At 60.1% G+C, this 16,545-nt stretch carries 13 protein-coding genes and 2 pseudogenes; 8 read left to right on the top strand and 7 right to left on the bottom strand.

Features of this window, described 5'->3' with window-relative positions; all coding sequences use genetic code 11:
- The first annotated feature begins 3 nt into the window (after positions 1-3).
- From IVB13_RS34370 to IVB13_RS34350, 5 genes are all read left to right on the top strand, one after another.
- Positions 4-336: a cupredoxin domain-containing protein gene (locus IVB13_RS34370; RefSeq protein WP_247491795.1), complete on the top strand. Its 333-nt coding sequence runs from the start codon at positions 4-6 to the stop codon at positions 334-336.
- 11 nt (positions 337-347) lie between these two features.
- Positions 348-1,178, top strand: coding sequence for an FTR1 family protein (locus IVB13_RS34365; RefSeq protein ID WP_247477573.1), 831 nt, complete (start codon positions 348-350; stop codon positions 1,176-1,178).
- Between the two features lie 298 nt (positions 1,179-1,476).
- Positions 1,477-2,511, top strand: a complete 1,035-nt coding sequence (gene hemE / locus IVB13_RS34360; RefSeq protein ID WP_247491784.1) for a uroporphyrinogen decarboxylase — start codon at positions 1,477-1,479, stop codon at positions 2,509-2,511.
- A gap of 1,162 nt (positions 2,512-3,673) precedes the next feature.
- Positions 3,674-3,883 carry a hypothetical protein gene (locus IVB13_RS34355; protein ID WP_247477578.1) on the top strand — a complete coding sequence of 70 codons (210 nt, stop codon included), beginning with the start codon at positions 3,674-3,676 and terminating at the stop codon, positions 3,881-3,883.
- Positions 3,884-4,245: 362 nt separating this feature from the next.
- Positions 4,246-4,788 (top strand): cytochrome b/b6 domain-containing protein, encoded by a 543-nt coding sequence (locus IVB13_RS34350; protein WP_247491782.1) that lies wholly within the window; start codon positions 4,246-4,248, stop codon positions 4,786-4,788.
- A 916-nt stretch (positions 4,789-5,704) separates the two neighbouring features.
- Here IVB13_RS34350 and IVB13_RS34345 read toward each other — a convergent pair.
- Entirely contained in the window at positions 5,705-6,106 is a 402-nt protein-coding gene (locus IVB13_RS34345) for a hypothetical protein (protein ID WP_247295317.1), read from the bottom strand.
- 173 nt (positions 6,107-6,279) lie between these two features.
- Between IVB13_RS34345 and IVB13_RS34340 the strand changes: the two are divergent.
- Positions 6,280-6,409: pseudogene (locus tag IVB13_RS34340) on the top strand (IS256 family transposase); the annotation flags it as partial.
- A gap of 459 nt (positions 6,410-6,868) precedes the next feature.
- On the opposite strand, the gene IVB13_RS34335 reads toward IVB13_RS34340, so the two are convergent.
- Positions 6,869-7,288 (bottom strand): hypothetical protein, encoded by a 420-nt coding sequence (locus IVB13_RS34335; RefSeq protein WP_247491780.1) that lies wholly within the window; start codon positions 7,286-7,288, stop codon positions 6,869-6,871.
- Positions 7,289-9,091: 1,803 nt separating this feature from the next.
- Between IVB13_RS34335 and IVB13_RS34330 the strand changes: the two genes are divergently transcribed.
- On the top strand, positions 9,092-10,456 hold the full coding sequence (locus IVB13_RS34330; protein ID WP_247491778.1) for an MFS transporter: 1,365 nt from the start codon (positions 9,092-9,094) through the stop codon (positions 10,454-10,456).
- Between the two features lie 548 nt (positions 10,457-11,004).
- Positions 11,005-11,227, top strand: a pseudogene (locus tag IVB13_RS34325) (hypothetical protein); the annotation flags it as partial.
- Positions 11,228-11,596: 369 nt separating this feature from the next.
- Here the strand turns inward: IVB13_RS34325 and IVB13_RS34320 are convergent.
- The 5 genes from IVB13_RS34320 to IVB13_RS40005 form a co-directional block, all read right to left on the bottom strand.
- Positions 11,597-11,968: a hypothetical protein gene (locus tag IVB13_RS34320; protein WP_247491776.1), complete on the bottom strand. Its 372-nt coding sequence runs from the start codon at positions 11,966-11,968 to the stop codon at positions 11,597-11,599.
- Positions 11,969-13,300: 1,332 nt separating this feature from the next.
- A complete protein-coding gene (locus tag IVB13_RS34315; protein WP_247477587.1) occupies positions 13,301-13,846 on the bottom strand; it encodes a carboxymuconolactone decarboxylase family protein in 546 nt (181 codons plus the stop codon).
- A 34-nt stretch (positions 13,847-13,880) separates the two neighbouring features.
- Positions 13,881-14,498 carry a nitroreductase family protein gene (locus IVB13_RS34310; RefSeq protein WP_247477588.1) on the bottom strand — a complete coding sequence of 206 codons (618 nt, stop codon included), beginning with the start codon at positions 14,496-14,498 and terminating at the stop codon, positions 13,881-13,883.
- A gap of 188 nt (positions 14,499-14,686) precedes the next feature.
- A complete protein-coding gene (locus IVB13_RS34305; protein ID WP_247492177.1) occupies positions 14,687-15,604 on the bottom strand; it encodes an NADP-dependent oxidoreductase in 918 nt (305 codons plus the stop codon).
- Positions 15,605-15,848: 244 nt separating this feature from the next.
- Positions 15,849-16,340, bottom strand: coding sequence for an OsmC family protein (locus IVB13_RS40005; RefSeq protein ID WP_247477590.1), 492 nt, complete (start codon positions 16,338-16,340; stop codon positions 15,849-15,851).
- Positions 16,341-16,545: the final 205 nt, after the last annotated feature.

Here is a 16,545-nt window from a genome sequence, read left to right as displayed (position 1 = left end):
ACCATGAGCAAGAAGCTGCTCTTCGCAACGCTCTGTACGGCTATGCTGCCGTTCTCTACAGCATCGGCGCAGCAGGCGACCGAAATCCAGATCTCCTACTCCAACGGGCAATTTCAGCCCGGCGAGGTGCGTGCCCCAGCAGACAAGCCTGTCCTATTCCAGATCAGGAACCTCGAGGGCAAGGCGATGGAGTTTGAAAGCACCTCACTAAGAGTGGAAAAGGTCGTAGCCGCCAAAAGCCAAGGTGTTATCAACGTCCGCCCTCTGAAGCCAGGACGCTATGAGTTCTACGACGATTTTAACGAGAGCGCGCGTGGCGTTCTTGTCGTCGAATAGGCCAACGTCTCGTGCTCGCCGCGCTCATAATCGTTTTCCGCGAGGTTTTCGAGGCTGGCCTCATCGTCGGCATCGTGCTCGCGGTCACGCGTGATGTCGACCACCGCGGTCGCTGGATTGTCGGCGGCGTGCTAGCGGGAATCGGGGGAGCTTGTCTTGTCGCGGCATTTGCCGGCGGCTTATCGCAGCTGTTCGCAGGCATGGGACAGGAACTGTTCAACGCCGCCATCCTCGGAATCGCCGTCGTGATGCTGACCTGGCACAATGTGTGGATGGCGAGCCATGGCCGCGAGATGGCCCTCGAAATGCGCGCGGTCGGCCACGCGGTGGCCGAGGGCAGCAAGCCGCTAGGGGCACTGGCGGTTGTGGTCGGCGTCGCGGTGCTGCGCGAAGGCAGCGAGGTCGCGCTGTTTCTCTATGGGGTCGGGACCTCCGAAGGCGGCTCGGCCCTGGGCCTTACCTTCGGCGGCTGCCTCGGCCTGTTGCTCGGGGTCGCGGTTTGCCTGCTGACCTATTTCGGCCTGGTGCGGATTCCACCGCGCGCGTTGTTCGCAACGACGACTGTTTTGATCACCCTCCTGGCGGCGGGTATGGCGGCGCAGGCCGTCGCCTTCCTGGAGCGGGCGAACTGGCTAACGTCGCTCGACAGCGTCGTGTGGGACTCGGGCTGGTTCTTATCCGAAGCCAGCATTCCTGGCCGCGCCTTGCACACGCTGATCGGCTATAGTGATCAACCGACGCAAATGCAGCTCATCGTCTACCTTGTAGTTATCGCGGTTACTGGTCTTCTGATGCGGCTGACCGCGCGGGTGCGCGGTGAGAACGCTATCGCACCAGCCTAATAAACGTGAGATGGGTTCAGGGCCCGGCGCTCACAATGTAGCTTCGCGCGCGGATAACTGGAAGTTAACGTCTTTCTGGAGGCCGCAACGGCTACATAGGCGCGTGGATGACGTTTACCCAGCCACCCACGACATTCCATGAAGCGGGCGAGGGACGTTCTGGAAGGTCCAAGGAGTTACTCTTCAACGTGGCAAGCTGAGCCGAGTTGAAGCCCGGCATAGTCGCACCGCTGGTTCCCCTTTTCCGCTCGGGCCCTCGCCGGTGTATCAGGAACCTCAATCTGCAACAGGATGGTTCGTGCCCCAGTCTCCGACCAAGCCTTTCAGCGACGTGCTATCCGGCGAGCGACAGGTTATCCCGCCGGTCTGGATGATGCGGCAGGCCGGCCGTTACCTGCCGGAATATCGCGAGGTCCGCGCCAAGGCCGGCGGCTTCCTCGATCTCTGCTTCAATCCGGAGCTGGCCGCCGAAGTCACGCTGCAACCGATCCGCCGGTTCGGCTTCGATGCGGCGATCATCTTCTCCGACATTCTGGTGATCCCGTACACGCTCGGCCGCTCAGTGCGCTTCGAGGTCGGCGAAGGCCCGCGGCTCGAGCCGCTGGATGATCCGGCGAAGGTCGGAACGCTCGCCACGCAGGCCGATTTCGGCAAGCTCGCGCCGGTGTTCGAGGCGCTCAGCATCGTGCGCGGCGCGCTCGGGACAGAGATCGCGCTGATCGGCTTCTGCGGCGCCCCTTGGACGGTCGCGACCTATATGGTCGCGGGCCACGGCACGCCCGACCAGGCGCCGGCGCGGATGATGGCCTACCGGCATCCGGAGGCCTTTGCGAAAATCATCGACGTGCTGGTCGACAATTCGATCGAGTATCTGCTGGCGCAGCTAGCCGCAGGCGCCGATGTGTTGCAGATCTTCGACACCTGGGCCGGCGTGCTGCCAGCCGCCGAATTCGCGCGCTGGTCGGTCGAACCGACGCGGCGCATCATCGAAGGCGTGCGCGCCAAGGTGCCGGACGCAAAGATCATCGGCTTCCCGCGTGGCGCTGGCGCGCAATTGCCTGGTTACGTCGAAGCCACCGGCGTCAACGCCGTCAGCATCGACTGGACCGCGGAGCCGGCCTTCATCCGTGAGCGCGTGCAATCACGCGTCGCCGTGCAGGGCAATCTCGATCCGCTGGTGCTGATCACGGGCGGCACAGCGCTCGACCGCGCGGTCGACAATGTGATGGCGACTTTTGCGCAAGGCCGCTTCATCTTCAATCTCGGCCACGGCATCCAGCCGGAGACGCCGATCGCCCATGTGGAGCAGATGCTGAGGCGCGTGCGGGGCTGAAGAGAGATTCTTCCTTGCGGCGCATCCTTCGAGACGCCCGATTGAGGCGAGCTCCTCAGATGAGGACTTGTTTTGCGGAGAAAAGCCAAGGCGCAATCGGGAGCGAAGAAACCTCCTTCCGGCCGCCGCAGTTTTTCAGCGTGAATCGAGCAAAGTGGAGCCGTCGTCTCAAAGACGAACACCATAAACCTTCGTATTGTTCCGTGCCCCCTTATTGGTGTCCGATGATTACCTATGTCCGATTGAGCTGCTGGCCCCGATGGTCTTAGGCTGCATGTGTTCGAACGCACACGAGTTTATGAAGTGCGATGAGGAAAAACGAGGATCGAGGAAACAACTGTACTAAAACCAGAAGGAGACTGCGATGCCCTATTGCTCCGAAACTCCTAAGTCTGGCAGAGCCGCGCGATGCGCGGTTTGTGACGGCACGTTTGGTCTCGTCCGGCACTATTCGTGGCGAACCGGGCTATGTTCCAAGAAATGCGTCGATCGCTTCAGAGCTCGCAGGGAAAGTGACCGCGATTGGGTAAGCTGGCTCCCGATCGCCTTCAACCAACTGCCAGAGAAACGGCCGGGCCCATCATGACGCTCCGGAGCTCGCAACGCGGCACTGTGTATTTGGAAGCAGGGCGGACTTTGCTTCGCACGGCTCAAGCGGTGATTGACTCAGTGATTGCGGCCCGGCTCAAGTCCCTTGCCGACGACTACCAGTCGCAGGATGAGAACGTTCGCGTCTCGATCAACCCAACGGCATCGGCTCGATCGGTTGCCAACAACTGAGGTGAGTGGCGTGCATGACCTGACGGGCTGCTTCATCGCTCGTCTTCGGAAGAAATCGAGGCAATCTTTCGAACGTCCGGCGCGCGACCTGGTCACGAGCAGTTTTATTGAACCGCCCGCACGGCTTCACAGTTGGAGCTCAGATGGTAGATCTGAATGAAATGAGTATGGTCATATCATAGCGAAGCTGGTTCACGAGGCAGCTTTTCGGAGCGAATATGGGCGAAGTCATTGCGTTTGTCCCACAATCTGAGCGCGAGCGAGTTCGCCTAATTCGAGAGGCTCGCGCGATCCACGACAGTATCTTGCCGCCGGAGCAGCAGGACAAGACACTGACAAGTCACGAAGTTGGCGGCACCCCCGGTGACAAGGGCGAGTTCTCATGATCAAGATCATCGCCGTGCTCTGTAGTCTTTCCTCTCCGGCAAATTGCCACGAGCAAATTGTCACCACCTCAGACTTTGCCGAGGTCTCGATGCAGTCCTGCCTGATGGGCGCGCCGCAGCTCGCCGATTGGATGAACCAGCATCCGGCCGAGCGTTTGGCCACATGGCGCTGCGTAATTGGAAAACGGGATGGCAGGGGCGCTTAGATTAGAAGGCGGCGTTCGCTGGCCGTCCTCCGAGAATCCGGCGAACATGCTCTCCGCCAATGCAGGAGCGAAGACAACTACGCTGTGCGCTTATCACGCGAGTTGTGAGCACGACGGAACGAAGCTAATCGCCGGTTCTTTTTTACGACCTCCCCTCCAATCTCGGCGGCCCTAGCGATGATCATCTCCCGCTTGCAGTCTTGGTTAGATAGCACCGGAGGCTCAGCCGCCCCATTTTGGGTCCCTGGGCAATGGGTCGGAGGTAAAGTTGATCGCCGAGGCAACCGGCCAGCTTACCACCGCCCAACTTTCTGGCTAGACGCCGCGACAGTTCACCAACCGTGTGGCGGGATCGGAGCGAGATGATCGGCTTGCGCAGCAATTCCTCTCGCCACGGCGCCGGGGCCAAAGTCCTGCATTGGCTGACCGTCATGCTACTTCTCGCCGCTTATGTGCTGAGCACCGGCGACGGCTATTCGCTCTATTCCGCGGCCGCGGACGGGCTTCGCAGGGTTCATGAGGCGCTTGGGGTCGTCCTGTTCATTGTTGTCGTGCTGCGGCTGCTATTGCGCTTGATCGAGACTACGCCCGCGAAGCAGCCGATGCTGCCATGGATGGCTGCGGCCGCAAAGCTCATTCACCTCGCGCTTTATGCGCTCCTCATCGCGATTCCGGCAACCGCGGTGCTCGGCACTTGGCTGGAGGGGATTCCCGTCACCCTTCCCGGATTCGACATCGCCCCCCTGATCGCGAAGGCGCATGGACTGGGGCAGCTGATCATGGAAATACACGCTACCCTCGGCAACGCCATCCTCTGGATTGCCGCTGTGCATACAGCCGCGGCTCTCTTCCACCACTTCTATCTGCGCGACGACGTTCTTCAATCGATGACTCCGGGCGCATGAATGATTATCTTGCCGCTTAGATCAAGCCATGGCCGCGTAAGTAGAGAGATCATTTTGAAACCCCTACCGCCCGCAGCTAGATCGACAGCGAACACGTTTGACGGAACCTACCACGGTCGCATTCGAGCAGTGACGCGTGCTGCGGGTGTGGACGCGGTTAATAATGTCAAACGGTCGCGCGCTCTTTTCGGAGCGACAGGATCACTCTGGTCTTGAGGACTAAATCGGCTTCGAATTGTAAGGGCAGGGCTGTTGTCTACAGTCCTGGACGCTGGGTCAGAGCTCAGCGCTGGCGCGCATAACAGGCCGTCGTACAGGCGCTTCGATCGGGTACGGCACATTTTTTTGAGCCGGATCCGACAGCAGAGTCAACGTGATCTTCAATCGCGATCTGGTGATCGAACCCTAGCAGGGACGGAGAACAAAATGAACATCGGTGCCGAAGAGAGCTGAGCAGGTGACAATGAGAGTAAAACGCTTCGGCTGCCGTTTACTGTCGTCTAGAAAAAGTGCCGAACTGCCAAGCTGCGAGGGCCCTAATACCTTGATCTGAAACTCGCTCGTTGCTCCGATGCCGGCCCGATTTACGGCGGTTCATCGGTCGCTTTGACGAGCGCGAAGGCAGACTCGAAACGGAGACGCATAGCCTCCGACGTGAGGAAAATTCACAAAGAGCCGCAATCTGAACTCCTGGAACATCTACTGGGCGGGACGGCCGCGACCCACCACGACGATCGGCCACGCTTGAGCCGGCCGCCCTTGCGGAGGAGGCGCTCGGGCGACGGGGTTGTGGTCGATGCATGCCTTCACGTGGCTGAATAGCTCGACGCTTAGCAAGCCGGCGCTGATGCAGCCTCCCGGGACTTGCATTCAAACGCGGCGCAAGGTTTGCTACACGGCGCGGGGGGCCTCATGCCTAACCCGCTGTGCGCGTGTGCAATCCTGGACGTCTCACGACCGGCTCTTCAGGCGCGTCAAAGATTGACGTCGTGAGCAGGACAGCGGCAGCGAGGATCCAGTAATACGACGCGTCGAGCCAACCGAATTTGAGGGCAAAGGGTAGGATCACAAACACCACCCCAAGGGCGCGGTCGAGCCGAAGGTGCAGCCAGTAGGGGATGATACGGACGAGACCGGTGGGATGGTCGGTTGCAGCGGCCAAGAGCAGCGCGGCAACACCTACGACAACGGAAAGCCACATCGCGAGTGGTTCGGTCTGGCCCAGGTTCAGCACGAATGGCGCTGCGATCAGGACGATCGCGGCGGGATAGTCGATCAGGTAAGCGTGGACAGATTTGGTTATGAAGCGGAACGACATCAGTGACTCCTACGTGCTTTGCTGCTCGTGCCGCCGTATGCCAGCAAGCACTCTGCACAATTGTCAAGGGTCAGCCCGTTAGACACACAGGAACCCTATGACGGTACGCCAAGCATTAGAAGTGCCTGGTCGTTATGGTTTCCATTCCACTCGCTCGGGGCACGCCGTCGTTTCGCCTCATCGGCGCGATCCTGCTCGAACAAAACGAAGAATGGGCGGTTCACTGTGCCCGTTATGACAATGGAAGCAGTCGCGCCGTTGCGCGATGATTCGAGCGTCAGCCTCACGGCTCTCGCCAGCTGACCTGCCCGGCTCTCGACGGAAACGCGGTGATCCGCCGCCAGCTAAACCACACCACGGGACGCAATGGGCACATTGCGGTGCGCGGCATCGTAGCGGATCGTATTTCCACTTCGAAGGGCTCGCGTGCTCGATCGGGATGCCGGGACCGAACGAATCGATTTGCAGCATGGGTTTCGATCAACATTAAAGAAGGTGTGTGGGCCCCCAACGGGGGTTATTGCTTCCAATCTGCTGCGCATCGCCGAATAACCTCTCAAATAGCGGCCACAGTGCCGGATGTTGAGCAGCGAATCATTGACCTCGAACGCAAGCATCTACGGCACCACAGCGACACTCTTGCTATCTTGAGCGCCTGCTTGGTGTAGCCCGCGTGACAGGCTGTCATCCCGCCGATCGCGGCAGTTCTGAGCTCCGCAAGTAGCTTGCCCCCCAGCACAGAACATCGAGCATCGTCGGTCATTACCCGCTAAGACGAACCGATCCCCGCCTGCGGGTCCGCATGTTGAGGTTCGCTCTCCGGGCGGCGCTCACCTCGGGCGCGTTGAGAGCTGAGGTCGTCAGCAAGACTGCTGCGGCGAAAAGCCAGGAATAGCCGGCGTCTGGCCCAGTGACATGAAAAGCGGAGGGGGCAGTGATGGAGATCACACCCAATGCGCGGTCCACCCATTGTAGCGAGGCACGGATGATTCCGACGAGCGCCGTCGAGTGGTCCGTGAATGCCGACAGCAGCAGTGAGACGCGGGTCACCACCGAAAGCCACAGCGCGACCGGACTGCTTTTGCCTAGCTTGAGCAGGAATGGCGCAACAATTAAAACGACGGCGACAGGACGGTCGATTAGGTACGTGCGGATAGATTTTGTGATGAAGCGGAATGACATGGCGGAACTCCTGCATGCTTGGGCTGCTAGATCGAGTTGTCGGGACATCGAAAATAGGGGCTTGTGATCTGGGCGACCCGTGCTGCCACCAAATATCGATAAGGCGTATAAAGAACCTATTCCCGTCCGCGCGAGGTTAGAAATGTCGGATCGTTATCGTTTTCATTATCTCCAGCCGCTCGGTCTAAAGCTTTCAGACGCCAAGGCCCCCCGCGCGGGCGGTTAGACCAGCGCTCGAGTAGAAATCTCTTCCACTCGAACGCTCCCGTTTGCCACGCTAAGTCGTGCGAACCTAGCAACGGCGGGGCAAGGGCCTTGCATCCCATCGATTTTGAGCAAATCTCGTTCTGAACGCGTGTTCACAGTTGATCCAAAGTCGCACTCTTTTTGTCACCGGCCAACTCCGGGCGCCGCCATGGTCGATCTGAAAATGCCGCGTGAACTGCAACTTGCTCGAGGCAACCAGCGGGTCAGCCGCATGCCACACGGGCCACCGCGGGCGCAACGCCGCTAGCGACAGCCGTGGCGCCGGACCAGATGCTTACCGCACGGACTCTCTTGTCAGTGGGCAATCGCTGCTCGTGCACCGAAAGGCCGTCAGGCAGGACCAAGCCTTCGCCCAAACTTTGCAGTGACCGGCCGACGATGAGCCGGCGCGGAGCCAACCACGGTGGCGCCGAGGCATGGACATCGGCCCCGCGAGGAAGGTCCGCAGTTCGGCGTTCATCAGCCAGTGCAGTTGGAACGGCGACAGGGCCATGTCCGCCAATCGCCGCGAGGGGACCATGATGACGGCGCTGCTGACGAACATAAGATAGTTGCCCACGCTGCATACGGAGAGCACGTTTGTGCTGTGCCCGACGGCCTAGGCTTTTAGAGCCGCAGGCGGTGGTCGGCCGGCATCAGGGACGCGCTGCTCACGACTTAATCCTTCAGGCTTAAGTCGAGCGCTTCGCGGGCGCGAGTTCATTGGCCAACAGCTTGAAGCCGGGCCGCCGCATCCGTTGACAAATCACTCTCTCGGCATCAATGCAACCTCAAGCGGACTCTTCCTAAGCCGCTATCGCTTCCGGCCCGCGCTGCAATGCTAACGCTGGACGAACATTGCCAATTGCAGATGCGTATAGCACGGAAACTGGGAATGGCACGGTGCCGTTCCTCAATCCATTCTAGGTCGAGGCGAGTTGCGCAGTCCGCTACTGCAGCACGCTGCCCTCAGAACCGCAATAACCATGGTCTATCAACTCTATGCCGCGAGATGATTTCCCTCACCGCTGGGCGACTGCCATCGTGTGAGACCGCATTTGTGGCAGAGGCGGTGGAGGATCATCCGGCGCATTGATCGCCAGATATCGGAGTGAGGGAGTGCAATATTGAGGCTGCAGACCAGCGACGTCTCTCATGGTTTTGCATGCGCCTGTGGCGGCGGACTCCATTCCTTAGCGGTCAGGCGGGCGGGTCGGCGCCATCCTGTGTAACCGCCTGCAGCTTTTTGCGACGGTGGACAATGCGGCCGAGGGTAAATCGAAGCAGTATCGGTAAATCGCCAATGACGATCCGTCTATCTCCAGGCAACCAGCTTTGTTCTCAATCCCCAGAGCCGGATCGTGACTCCGTCTATTCGGCCGTCTGGGTCTGGCCCGCGACCTCAAGCCGTCGGCAAAACTAGTGAGGAGCAGTGGCAAACTATGGGGAAGGCGGATGAATGGCGCAAAAAATGTAGAGTGCCGCAGCTGCGGCGTTATCGATCCAGACCCCTGCCCTCGAGAGCTCGGGCGGAAAGCGCCGGCTCGGTGCCGACTCATGGTGCTCACGGCCTGTGTGCTCGCATCGTCGATGGCGTTCATCGATGGGACAGCGCTGCCCGTCGTCCTGCCGATATTGCGCGCCGATTTCGGTGCTGACCTCGCCTCGGTCCAATGGGTTCTCAACGGGTATATGCTGGCGCTCGCCTCCCTGATATTGATCGGCGGAGCGCTCGCTGATGTTTATGGCAAGGCGCGCATGCTCGTCGTCGGTTGCGTCCTGTTCGGTCTGGCGTCCGCGGCTTGCGCGTTGGCGCCTTCGCCCGCCTGGCTGATCACTGCCCGGGTGGTGCAGGGAGCGGCCGCAGCGATTGTTACACCTGCAAGTCTCGCCCTGGTTGGGGCAACCTATCCGCGAGCGGAGCGGAACCGGGCGATCGGCGTATGGGCAGCGGCATCTGCTCTCACCACCGCCGGGGGCCCTGTCCTGGGCGGCTGGCTGACCGAGACTTTTGGCTGGCCATCCGTGTTCTGGATCAACCCGCCGCTCGCGCTCGTAGCAGTGGGAGTTCTGCTGGTCTTTGCAGGCAGAGATGACCTCATCCAGCGCCGGTTCGACGGGATTGGCGCCGCGATCCTTGCTTTAGCGCTCGGGACGCTCACCTGGGCGCTGAGCCAGATCGGACCGAGTCAAACTCGGGCCGCTGCGAACGCACCAGCCCAATCGGTGACGGTGCTCACGATGGTCGCCGGGTTCGGCATTCTCGGGTTCGCCGCCTACGCCTTCTGGGAGCGCAGAAGCGAACATCCGATGACGCCACCCCGCCTGTTGGAGAACCGCACCTTTCTGGGGCTGAACGTTGCGACCCTGATGATCTATACGGGGATTTCGATCGTATTCTTCCTTCTACCTTTTGACCTCGTTGACCGCCGCGCCCTTTCGTCGACCGATGCCGGGTTGGCATTCCTGCCTTTCACGCTCGGCGTGGGGCTCTTGTCGAGTGTCTTCGGCGGGTTGGCCGACAAGATTGGCACGCGGACCATGCTTATCGCAGGACCGGCAGGTGCCGCGCTCGCCTATGTCTGGTTGGCGCTCGGTCATAAAGAATCTTTGATGCTCGGCGTGATCGTACCCATGACGCTGCTTGGCCTTTCCTTCGCGGTGCTCGTGACACCGCTCACCGCATCCGTCATGTCGAGCGTTGACCAGACGGATGAAGGGCTCGCCTCCGGCATCAACAATGCCGCAAGCCGGGTTGCGCAGCTTGCCGGTGCAGCACTAGCCGCCGGTGCCGCGTCTTTCGACTCCGGCTACGAGGTCGGTCTCGCCGTAGCCGCCGCGACCTCGATCTGCGGAGCTTTTACAGCCGCAATAATCGCCATGCCCGCCGACACGAAAGCGGGCGGCTCGGGAGGCGTCTAGACCCATGGAATTCAACTAGATTCGATATTGGCTTGCCAGATGCCCTCAAGTTCACCGAAGCAGCCATTCGGAGCGGAGTGTCTCGATCCAGGCTCAGACGCACCAGGCGCTGGAACACAAGTTGCCCGGAAGCTGGACTATCGCGATGTTCGCGACGCCGCGAGCCTCTCACGCTGGCGCCGTGAACGCCATCCTCGGACCTGATTACCGGATTCGTTAGCCGCAGGCCTCGGCCGGAAGGTCTTGCCTGATTTCATGAAGATCGGTCCGTTGACGGGCGGATGCACTCACGCCATCGCATCCTCAGGGGGAATGCTGAACGATCATAGAGGGGTGGTAGTCGCCTTCCTAGTTAGTCATCTGGAACGCAACGCCGTACATTATGGCGCGCGTTGTTTGCTGCGCTCGATAATCACCGCAGAGTTCGTTACCGCATGCCGCCAACGCACCTGGCAGTCGAGTTCTTGGAGTTATTGAAAGCGATTGATCGAGCTGATCCAGACGTAGCTCGATCCCAATCCCGACGCCATGCGGACATGACGCGAGGGGTGGAGCATCCCTTCGGCACTATCAAAGATTGTATGGGTGCGACCCAATTCCTGACGAAGGGCCTTGAAGGTCGCCGCTGAGATGGGGTTGGATGTCCTCGCCTATAACTTCGCAGGGGTGATTGAACATCCTCGGCACCTGAGGCTCATTGAAGCCAGATCCGCGCCGCTCAAAGCCGGAAGTGCGTCAAAAGCGCAATCTCGCGTCACCCAGATTTGTTGATAGATGATCTCACGCGAGAGCATCGGTTGGCCCGGAAGAATTGACGACCCCGGCCGCGCGTCGACTGACCGGTTTGACACCACCAACATCCAGAAGTGCCGTACGCATCACCGAGGGACGCTAAACTCTTTCAAATACATGTTGGCCAGCGGCGGCGTGAGGAGCCGCACGCCGCCAAGCTTTGGGGTCACGACGAGCGTGGCCAGCCGGACCCTAAGAGAAGCTCGGACAATAATCGTCGGATAGCTCCAATATCATCGTCAATCCTTGGGGTGTCATCGACGGCGGTGATCTGATCGTGGATCGTCCGGAGGTCGGCGCCGACTTCCTACATGCAGGCGCAAACCCTCGGGAGCGCAGAGGACTTTGTCAATACGGCGGACAGGTGGGCAAGTTGGCCCAGGGGGCTGTCGCAAAGGCGCCGACGCGCGGTCCGGGCGCACAACCTGACCTGTAATATCCGTAGCCGTCGGCTCGATAGTATGAATTATAGATCGGATCGCCCCAATACGAACTATAGGCGGGATAACCCCAGTTGGTATCATCGGTGGGATAGCTCGAGTACGAAGGATCAGGATGACCCCGCCGCGCCTGATAGCGCACGTCCATCGTCAGGGCCGGTCCCGCCGCTCCAATCGACGTACCATTAATTGGCGCAGCAGACGACTGGGCGGTGGCTGTCACTGCAAGAGGTACAGCAATCGCGAGGGCAATCGCGAGGCTGCGGACTTGAATCTTCATGAGTAGCTCCTGTTCGTTCTACCCCCCAGCAAGAATGACGTTGCTAGGCCGGCGAGGGAAATCACCTCTGGCCATAGAGTCGATAGACGATCATTATTGCCGCCGCGCCGCATGATGCCCGAACGAGGACTCTCAACGACTGCGTCTGCAAATACTTCCATTGCCGCGATCGGGCCCCCATTTTAACTCTGCACATTGCGGTGACGCGCGGTTAACAATGAAGCTGTTCTTTCATACCCAGGTCTAGCGGTAGCACGGAGCTAAGTCCCCGACCCACCACTCGATCCGAGCAGACCCGGACGTTGCGTCGCACTCGGCCCTTCGGCCATCTCCCGCGTTTTCCGCTTTTGTGCCGCTGTTGAGGGTTACGCCGAAGGCTTGGCATTTCGCTACGACGAGGCGACCGTCGTAACGGAGTAGGTTACAGGAACTGCCGGGATGAGGATTGTGGAGCGGCCCGAGCCGCAGGCATGGGGTCCGCGCCGCGGACTGGTCGGAACCGCTGGGCGCTGCCCGTTCGATCAGCCGGAACGCGGCAAGACACACTCGGCAAGGCTGCTGTCACCGTCCTTGATACCCATCGCGAGCTCGCTGACGACGTTCGTCAAACAAGCTCCTCGCTGCGCCAACCAAGACTCTAGTGGGATGACATGGGCCGCAAGTTTATCACGACCTCCGTTGGCCTTCTCACCGAAAGCGACAAACAGGCTTCGCGCCAAACAAGAGCATCAACCCTGTCGAAACGGTCGCTCGCCCGAGACGTTGTCGCCGAGCTATCCGGTGATGTGAAGAGATTGCCGAGCCTTTGGTTACACGCGGAGCGTAGATTTGCTGTATTTGAGGAAGGACAGTGAGTGCTATCTGATGCGAGGCGAAACGTTGTCATCGAGGACTACCGACTAGTACGTTGCTCCATGGGTCGGCTAGTCATCTTGCTCGGCCTAAGATACTGCCTATTGAGGGAGGCGGACGCGACGTACTGTTTCACATCAACGGTCTTCTCCGATTCCGCCATCGTTGCTCAGCTTCATGTCGCGAGTGCCAGTTTGCCGTTTTGCTATGACTTCGCGCTGATAACAATTCCGTTCCTATGAGCGAGCCCGGCCTCTTCTCGGCATCGCGCCGATCCTGTGTTCCTTCGCACTTGCCAAGCTGTCCCTCATAGTGACAATCGCCGTTCTGGCTTTTCGTAAACTCCTCGTCGGCACGTACCAAAACGCCCGGAGGCGCTCCCACCATTTTTTCCTGGGCGCATCCGGGCAGTGGTGTTGCGCTCGCATCACATGAACGCTCCGAGCACTCGCGGAGGTGTTCGATACGATCGGATGGAGTTTAGACCGAGCCAGCCGGCGCAACGGCGGGAAAGTCCTTCTCGGGATCGAACACATTGTTGAAAAAATTCGTCAGGGAGTACATGGCCACGAGCGCGACGATCTCAATGACATTCGCATCCGTGTAGCCGGCATTGCGGACGGTCTTTAGATCGGCGTCGCTGATCTTGCCGCGGGTCTCGGCGACTTTGCGCGCGAACTGGATCCCGGCGTCCCGCTTCGGGTCGCTGGCGTGGCCCATCCGAGCGAGAATTATTTCATTGGCCGGCAGCTTGGCCATATGATCGGCCGTAAAACTATGAACCGTCAGGCAATAGTCGCAGCCATTCGCTTCGGACACAGCGAGACCGATGCTATCACGCGTCTTCACGTCGAGCGACTTGCTCAAGGAGCCGAGCAGGGCGGCCCATGCGTTGAACGCGATCGGGCTTGCCGCGAAAGTCGCCATCATGTTCGGCGTAAACCCGATGTTCTTGGTGAACATGTCGAGGGTCGCTTTCGATTCGGGTGGCACTTGTTCCGGCTTTAGAGCTGCAATCCTGGGCATCATGTTCTCTGTATTTTGATGGCTTCACTAATAATCAGACCAGATTCAACACTTCAGCCACCGGCCGCCGCGGCTTCTGTGGCCAGTTTCCCGGACGCTCGGCCCCTACGGACAACAGCATGACCGGTACTTCATCCTTCGTAAGCGCGAACTCGCGGTGCACTGCTTCAGCATCGAAACCGATCATCGGGGTCGAACCCAGGCCTAGCGAGCGGGCCGCATAAATCATCGCCGCCGCGCCGAAGGTGCCGGTGCGTACGGCCTCGTCGCGCTGGCGCTGCGGGTATTCCATGTACAGGTCCCGTGCGGGGATCTCCCATTCCGGCACCATCTTTGCCGGCATGATACCCTCTTTTACCAGTGGTGCCAGACGGTCGGGTACCACGCTAGCGTCGGCCAACTGGCCGCAGATGATGAAAGTAACAGCCGCCTCGGTGATCGCGGGCTGGCTCCAAGCGATCGGACTGAGGCGAGCCTTGGCTTCCGGCGTGCGCACCGCGATGAAGCGCCAGTTCTGCAAGTGGAAGGATGTCGGCGCGGTGGTCCCGATTCGAACCAACTCGCGGATTTGGTCGTCGCTCAACGTGGCGGCAGGGTCGTAGTACTTCGTGGCCCGGCGGCTCAGGATGCATTCGATGACCTCATTGGTCATAGTTCTTCTGCTGGTCATAGTGATTCCGTTGGTCAAGTTGTTGTTCTGCGTGAGGGAATAGGCTGCGATAATGAGGGCTTTTGCTCCTTTTACTGGAAATGCTAACGAGCCCGCTCGGTAGTTTCCCACGTTGCTCCGGCTCTTCCGATAGGACGCGCCCGGCCACGTGCATCGAAGGCGCACGTCGTTCAGGGACGAGCGCGGATGATCGTCTTCCCGTCGATGCGCTCGGTCGGATTGAAAGCGGCGACGGCGTCATCGAGGATCGAGACGGTGCCGATGTTCGTCCGCAGTCGCCCGTCCCGCACCCGCTGGACGATTTCAGTCAATTGGGCACGATCGGATTCGACGACGAAGTCGACCGCCAAGGCGTCGGCAGCGCGCGCCTCGCTCGGCCCGACGATGGACACCAGCGTTCCTCCGGCTCGGATGAGGCGGGCGGAACGCTTCCCGATGTCGCCGCCGATTAGGTCGAACACCAGATCGACTCCGCCGACGTCTTCTAGGACGTCGTTGTCAAGGCTAACGAACTCGTTCGCGCCGAACTCGAGCGCCTTCTGACGATGAGCGCCACGCCCGGTGCCTATGACGTAAGCGCCGGCCTCTCGTGCGAGCTGTGTCACGATTGATCCGACTGCGCCGGCCGCGCCGTGCACGAGAACGCTCTGCCCTGCCTGAAGGCGGCCGTGCACAAATAGCCCCTGCCACGCCGTGAGGCCCGAAATTGGCAGACTCGCGCCCACTATGAAGTCGACGTCACCCGGGAGCGGGGCGAGGTTGCGCGCCTCCATTGCTACATACTCCGCCAGGGTGCCGTCGCGATACCAGTCGGCGAGGCCGAACACCCGCTGTCCCACCGACAACCCCGTTGTGCCATAGCCGAGGGCGGCGACCACTCCGGCCAACTCGTGTCCGGGAATCGACGGTGTTCGGTCACGATCGAGGCGGTCGGTCCATGTAGAGGGCCACTCCAGCTCAGTCGGGACGAATCCCGACGCATGAACTTGAACGACGACGTCGTTGATCGCCGCTTGCGGCTGGGGCCGATCCACGAGCCTCATACCCGCAGTTCCCGCCGCCTGGTCCGTTACGACAATTGCCTTCATCATCGGCCTCCCTGTGTGTGGTGTGTCGTCATTTTCAAGTTCCCTTGCAGACGAGCAAAAGTACGGTCGTGAAAATTGATGGTCTAATGACGGGTGGCTATGTAATCGATGCCAGGGACGCGAAAGCACAGAGCGCGTCGGCCGAGCGAATACTCCGCCGGGCATCGCGCGTCGCGAATTGAAGACCCTGCGGGTATGATAGACTGCGATGCCCCGGTGCTGTGATAGACGGCACGAGAGACGGTCAATCCGGAGTAATATTCGGAACCGGGAGCAGAGCCACGTCATCCTCGTAGCTGGCCTGAGGGCTTTCTTGGTGGCCGGAGGTTGTAACGTCCAGACGTGTGGTAATATCCGCACCAGTACCGAGAATTTGGCCTACGGGACACAAGTTTGCTGCTTCCATCAAGAATGTGCGCTGCTGGGCGTCGAGGTCTCCTTCAAGCACCACGGTGCGCTCGAACGAATCCTTTTCGCCTCGGGAGCCGTGATGGAAGCTGACGCCCACCTTCACGCGCTCCAGCGGTAGTTTCTGGCGCTGAGCCTGGAAACGAACGCTCATAGCACTGCATGCGGCAAGAGACGCGCTGAGAAGGTCGTAAGGATTGGGTCCAGAAGAATTGTGGCCGATGCCATCTGGGCCGCCGACAGCAAACCGAGATTCGCCGACATGGCAAATCAGCGCGCCATGATTGGTGGGGTCGGTTGCGACAACAACTTCGCGAATCTTGGTCACGATTAGGTCCCGATCCTTCGAATGATTGATCCATCGACTTCGACGAGCTTGTCCGCCAGTGACAGCAGGAAATAGATGTTAGCCGTGGTGGGAGATCCCAGCCTTGCGTCCACGCAAGCGAGCGCGTTCAGCAGGTAAGTCCGAAGGCCGTTCAGGTAAAGTTATCATTTCCATAATCGCCAGGAATGCTCCGTAGAGCGTATCG

It is taken from the genome of Bradyrhizobium sp. 17, from assembly GCF_023073515.1.
Classification (GTDB): Bacteria; Pseudomonadota; Alphaproteobacteria; order Rhizobiales; family Xanthobacteraceae; genus Bradyrhizobium; species Bradyrhizobium canariense_D.
This window is presented reverse-complemented; position numbering and strand designations above follow the sequence as displayed.

Coding starts and splice junctions, on each gene's coding strand:
- IVB13_RS34370 (WP_247491795.1), top strand. CDS start 4: ATGAGCAAGAAGCTGCTCTTCGCAACGCTCTGTACGGCTATGCTGCCG.
- IVB13_RS34355 (WP_247477578.1), top strand. CDS start 3,674: ATGATCAAGATCATCGCCGTGCTCTGTAGTCTTTCCTCTCCGGCAAAT.
- IVB13_RS34350 (WP_247491782.1), top strand. CDS start 4,246: ATGATCGGCTTGCGCAGCAATTCCTCTCGCCACGGCGCCGGGGCCAAA.
- IVB13_RS34345 (WP_247295317.1), bottom strand. CDS start 6,106: ATGTCGTTCCGCTTCATAACCAAATCTGTCCACGCTTACCTGATCGAC.
- IVB13_RS34335 (WP_247491780.1), bottom strand. CDS start 7,288: ATGTCATTCCGCTTCATCACAAAATCTATCCGCACGTACCTAATCGAC.
- IVB13_RS34330 (WP_247491778.1), top strand. CDS start 9,092: ATGGTGCTCACGGCCTGTGTGCTCGCATCGTCGATGGCGTTCATCGAT.
- IVB13_RS34320 (WP_247491776.1), bottom strand. CDS start 11,968: ATGAAGATTCAAGTCCGCAGCCTCGCGATTGCCCTCGCGATTGCTGTA.
- IVB13_RS34315 (WP_247477587.1), bottom strand. CDS start 13,846: ATGCCCAGGATTGCAGCTCTAAAGCCGGAACAAGTGCCACCCGAATCG.
- IVB13_RS34310 (WP_247477588.1), bottom strand. CDS start 14,498: ATGACCAATGAGGTCATCGAATGCATCCTGAGCCGCCGGGCCACGAAG.
- IVB13_RS34305 (WP_247492177.1), bottom strand. CDS start 15,604: ATGAAGGCAATTGTCGTAACGGACCAGGCGGCGGGAACTGCGGGTATG.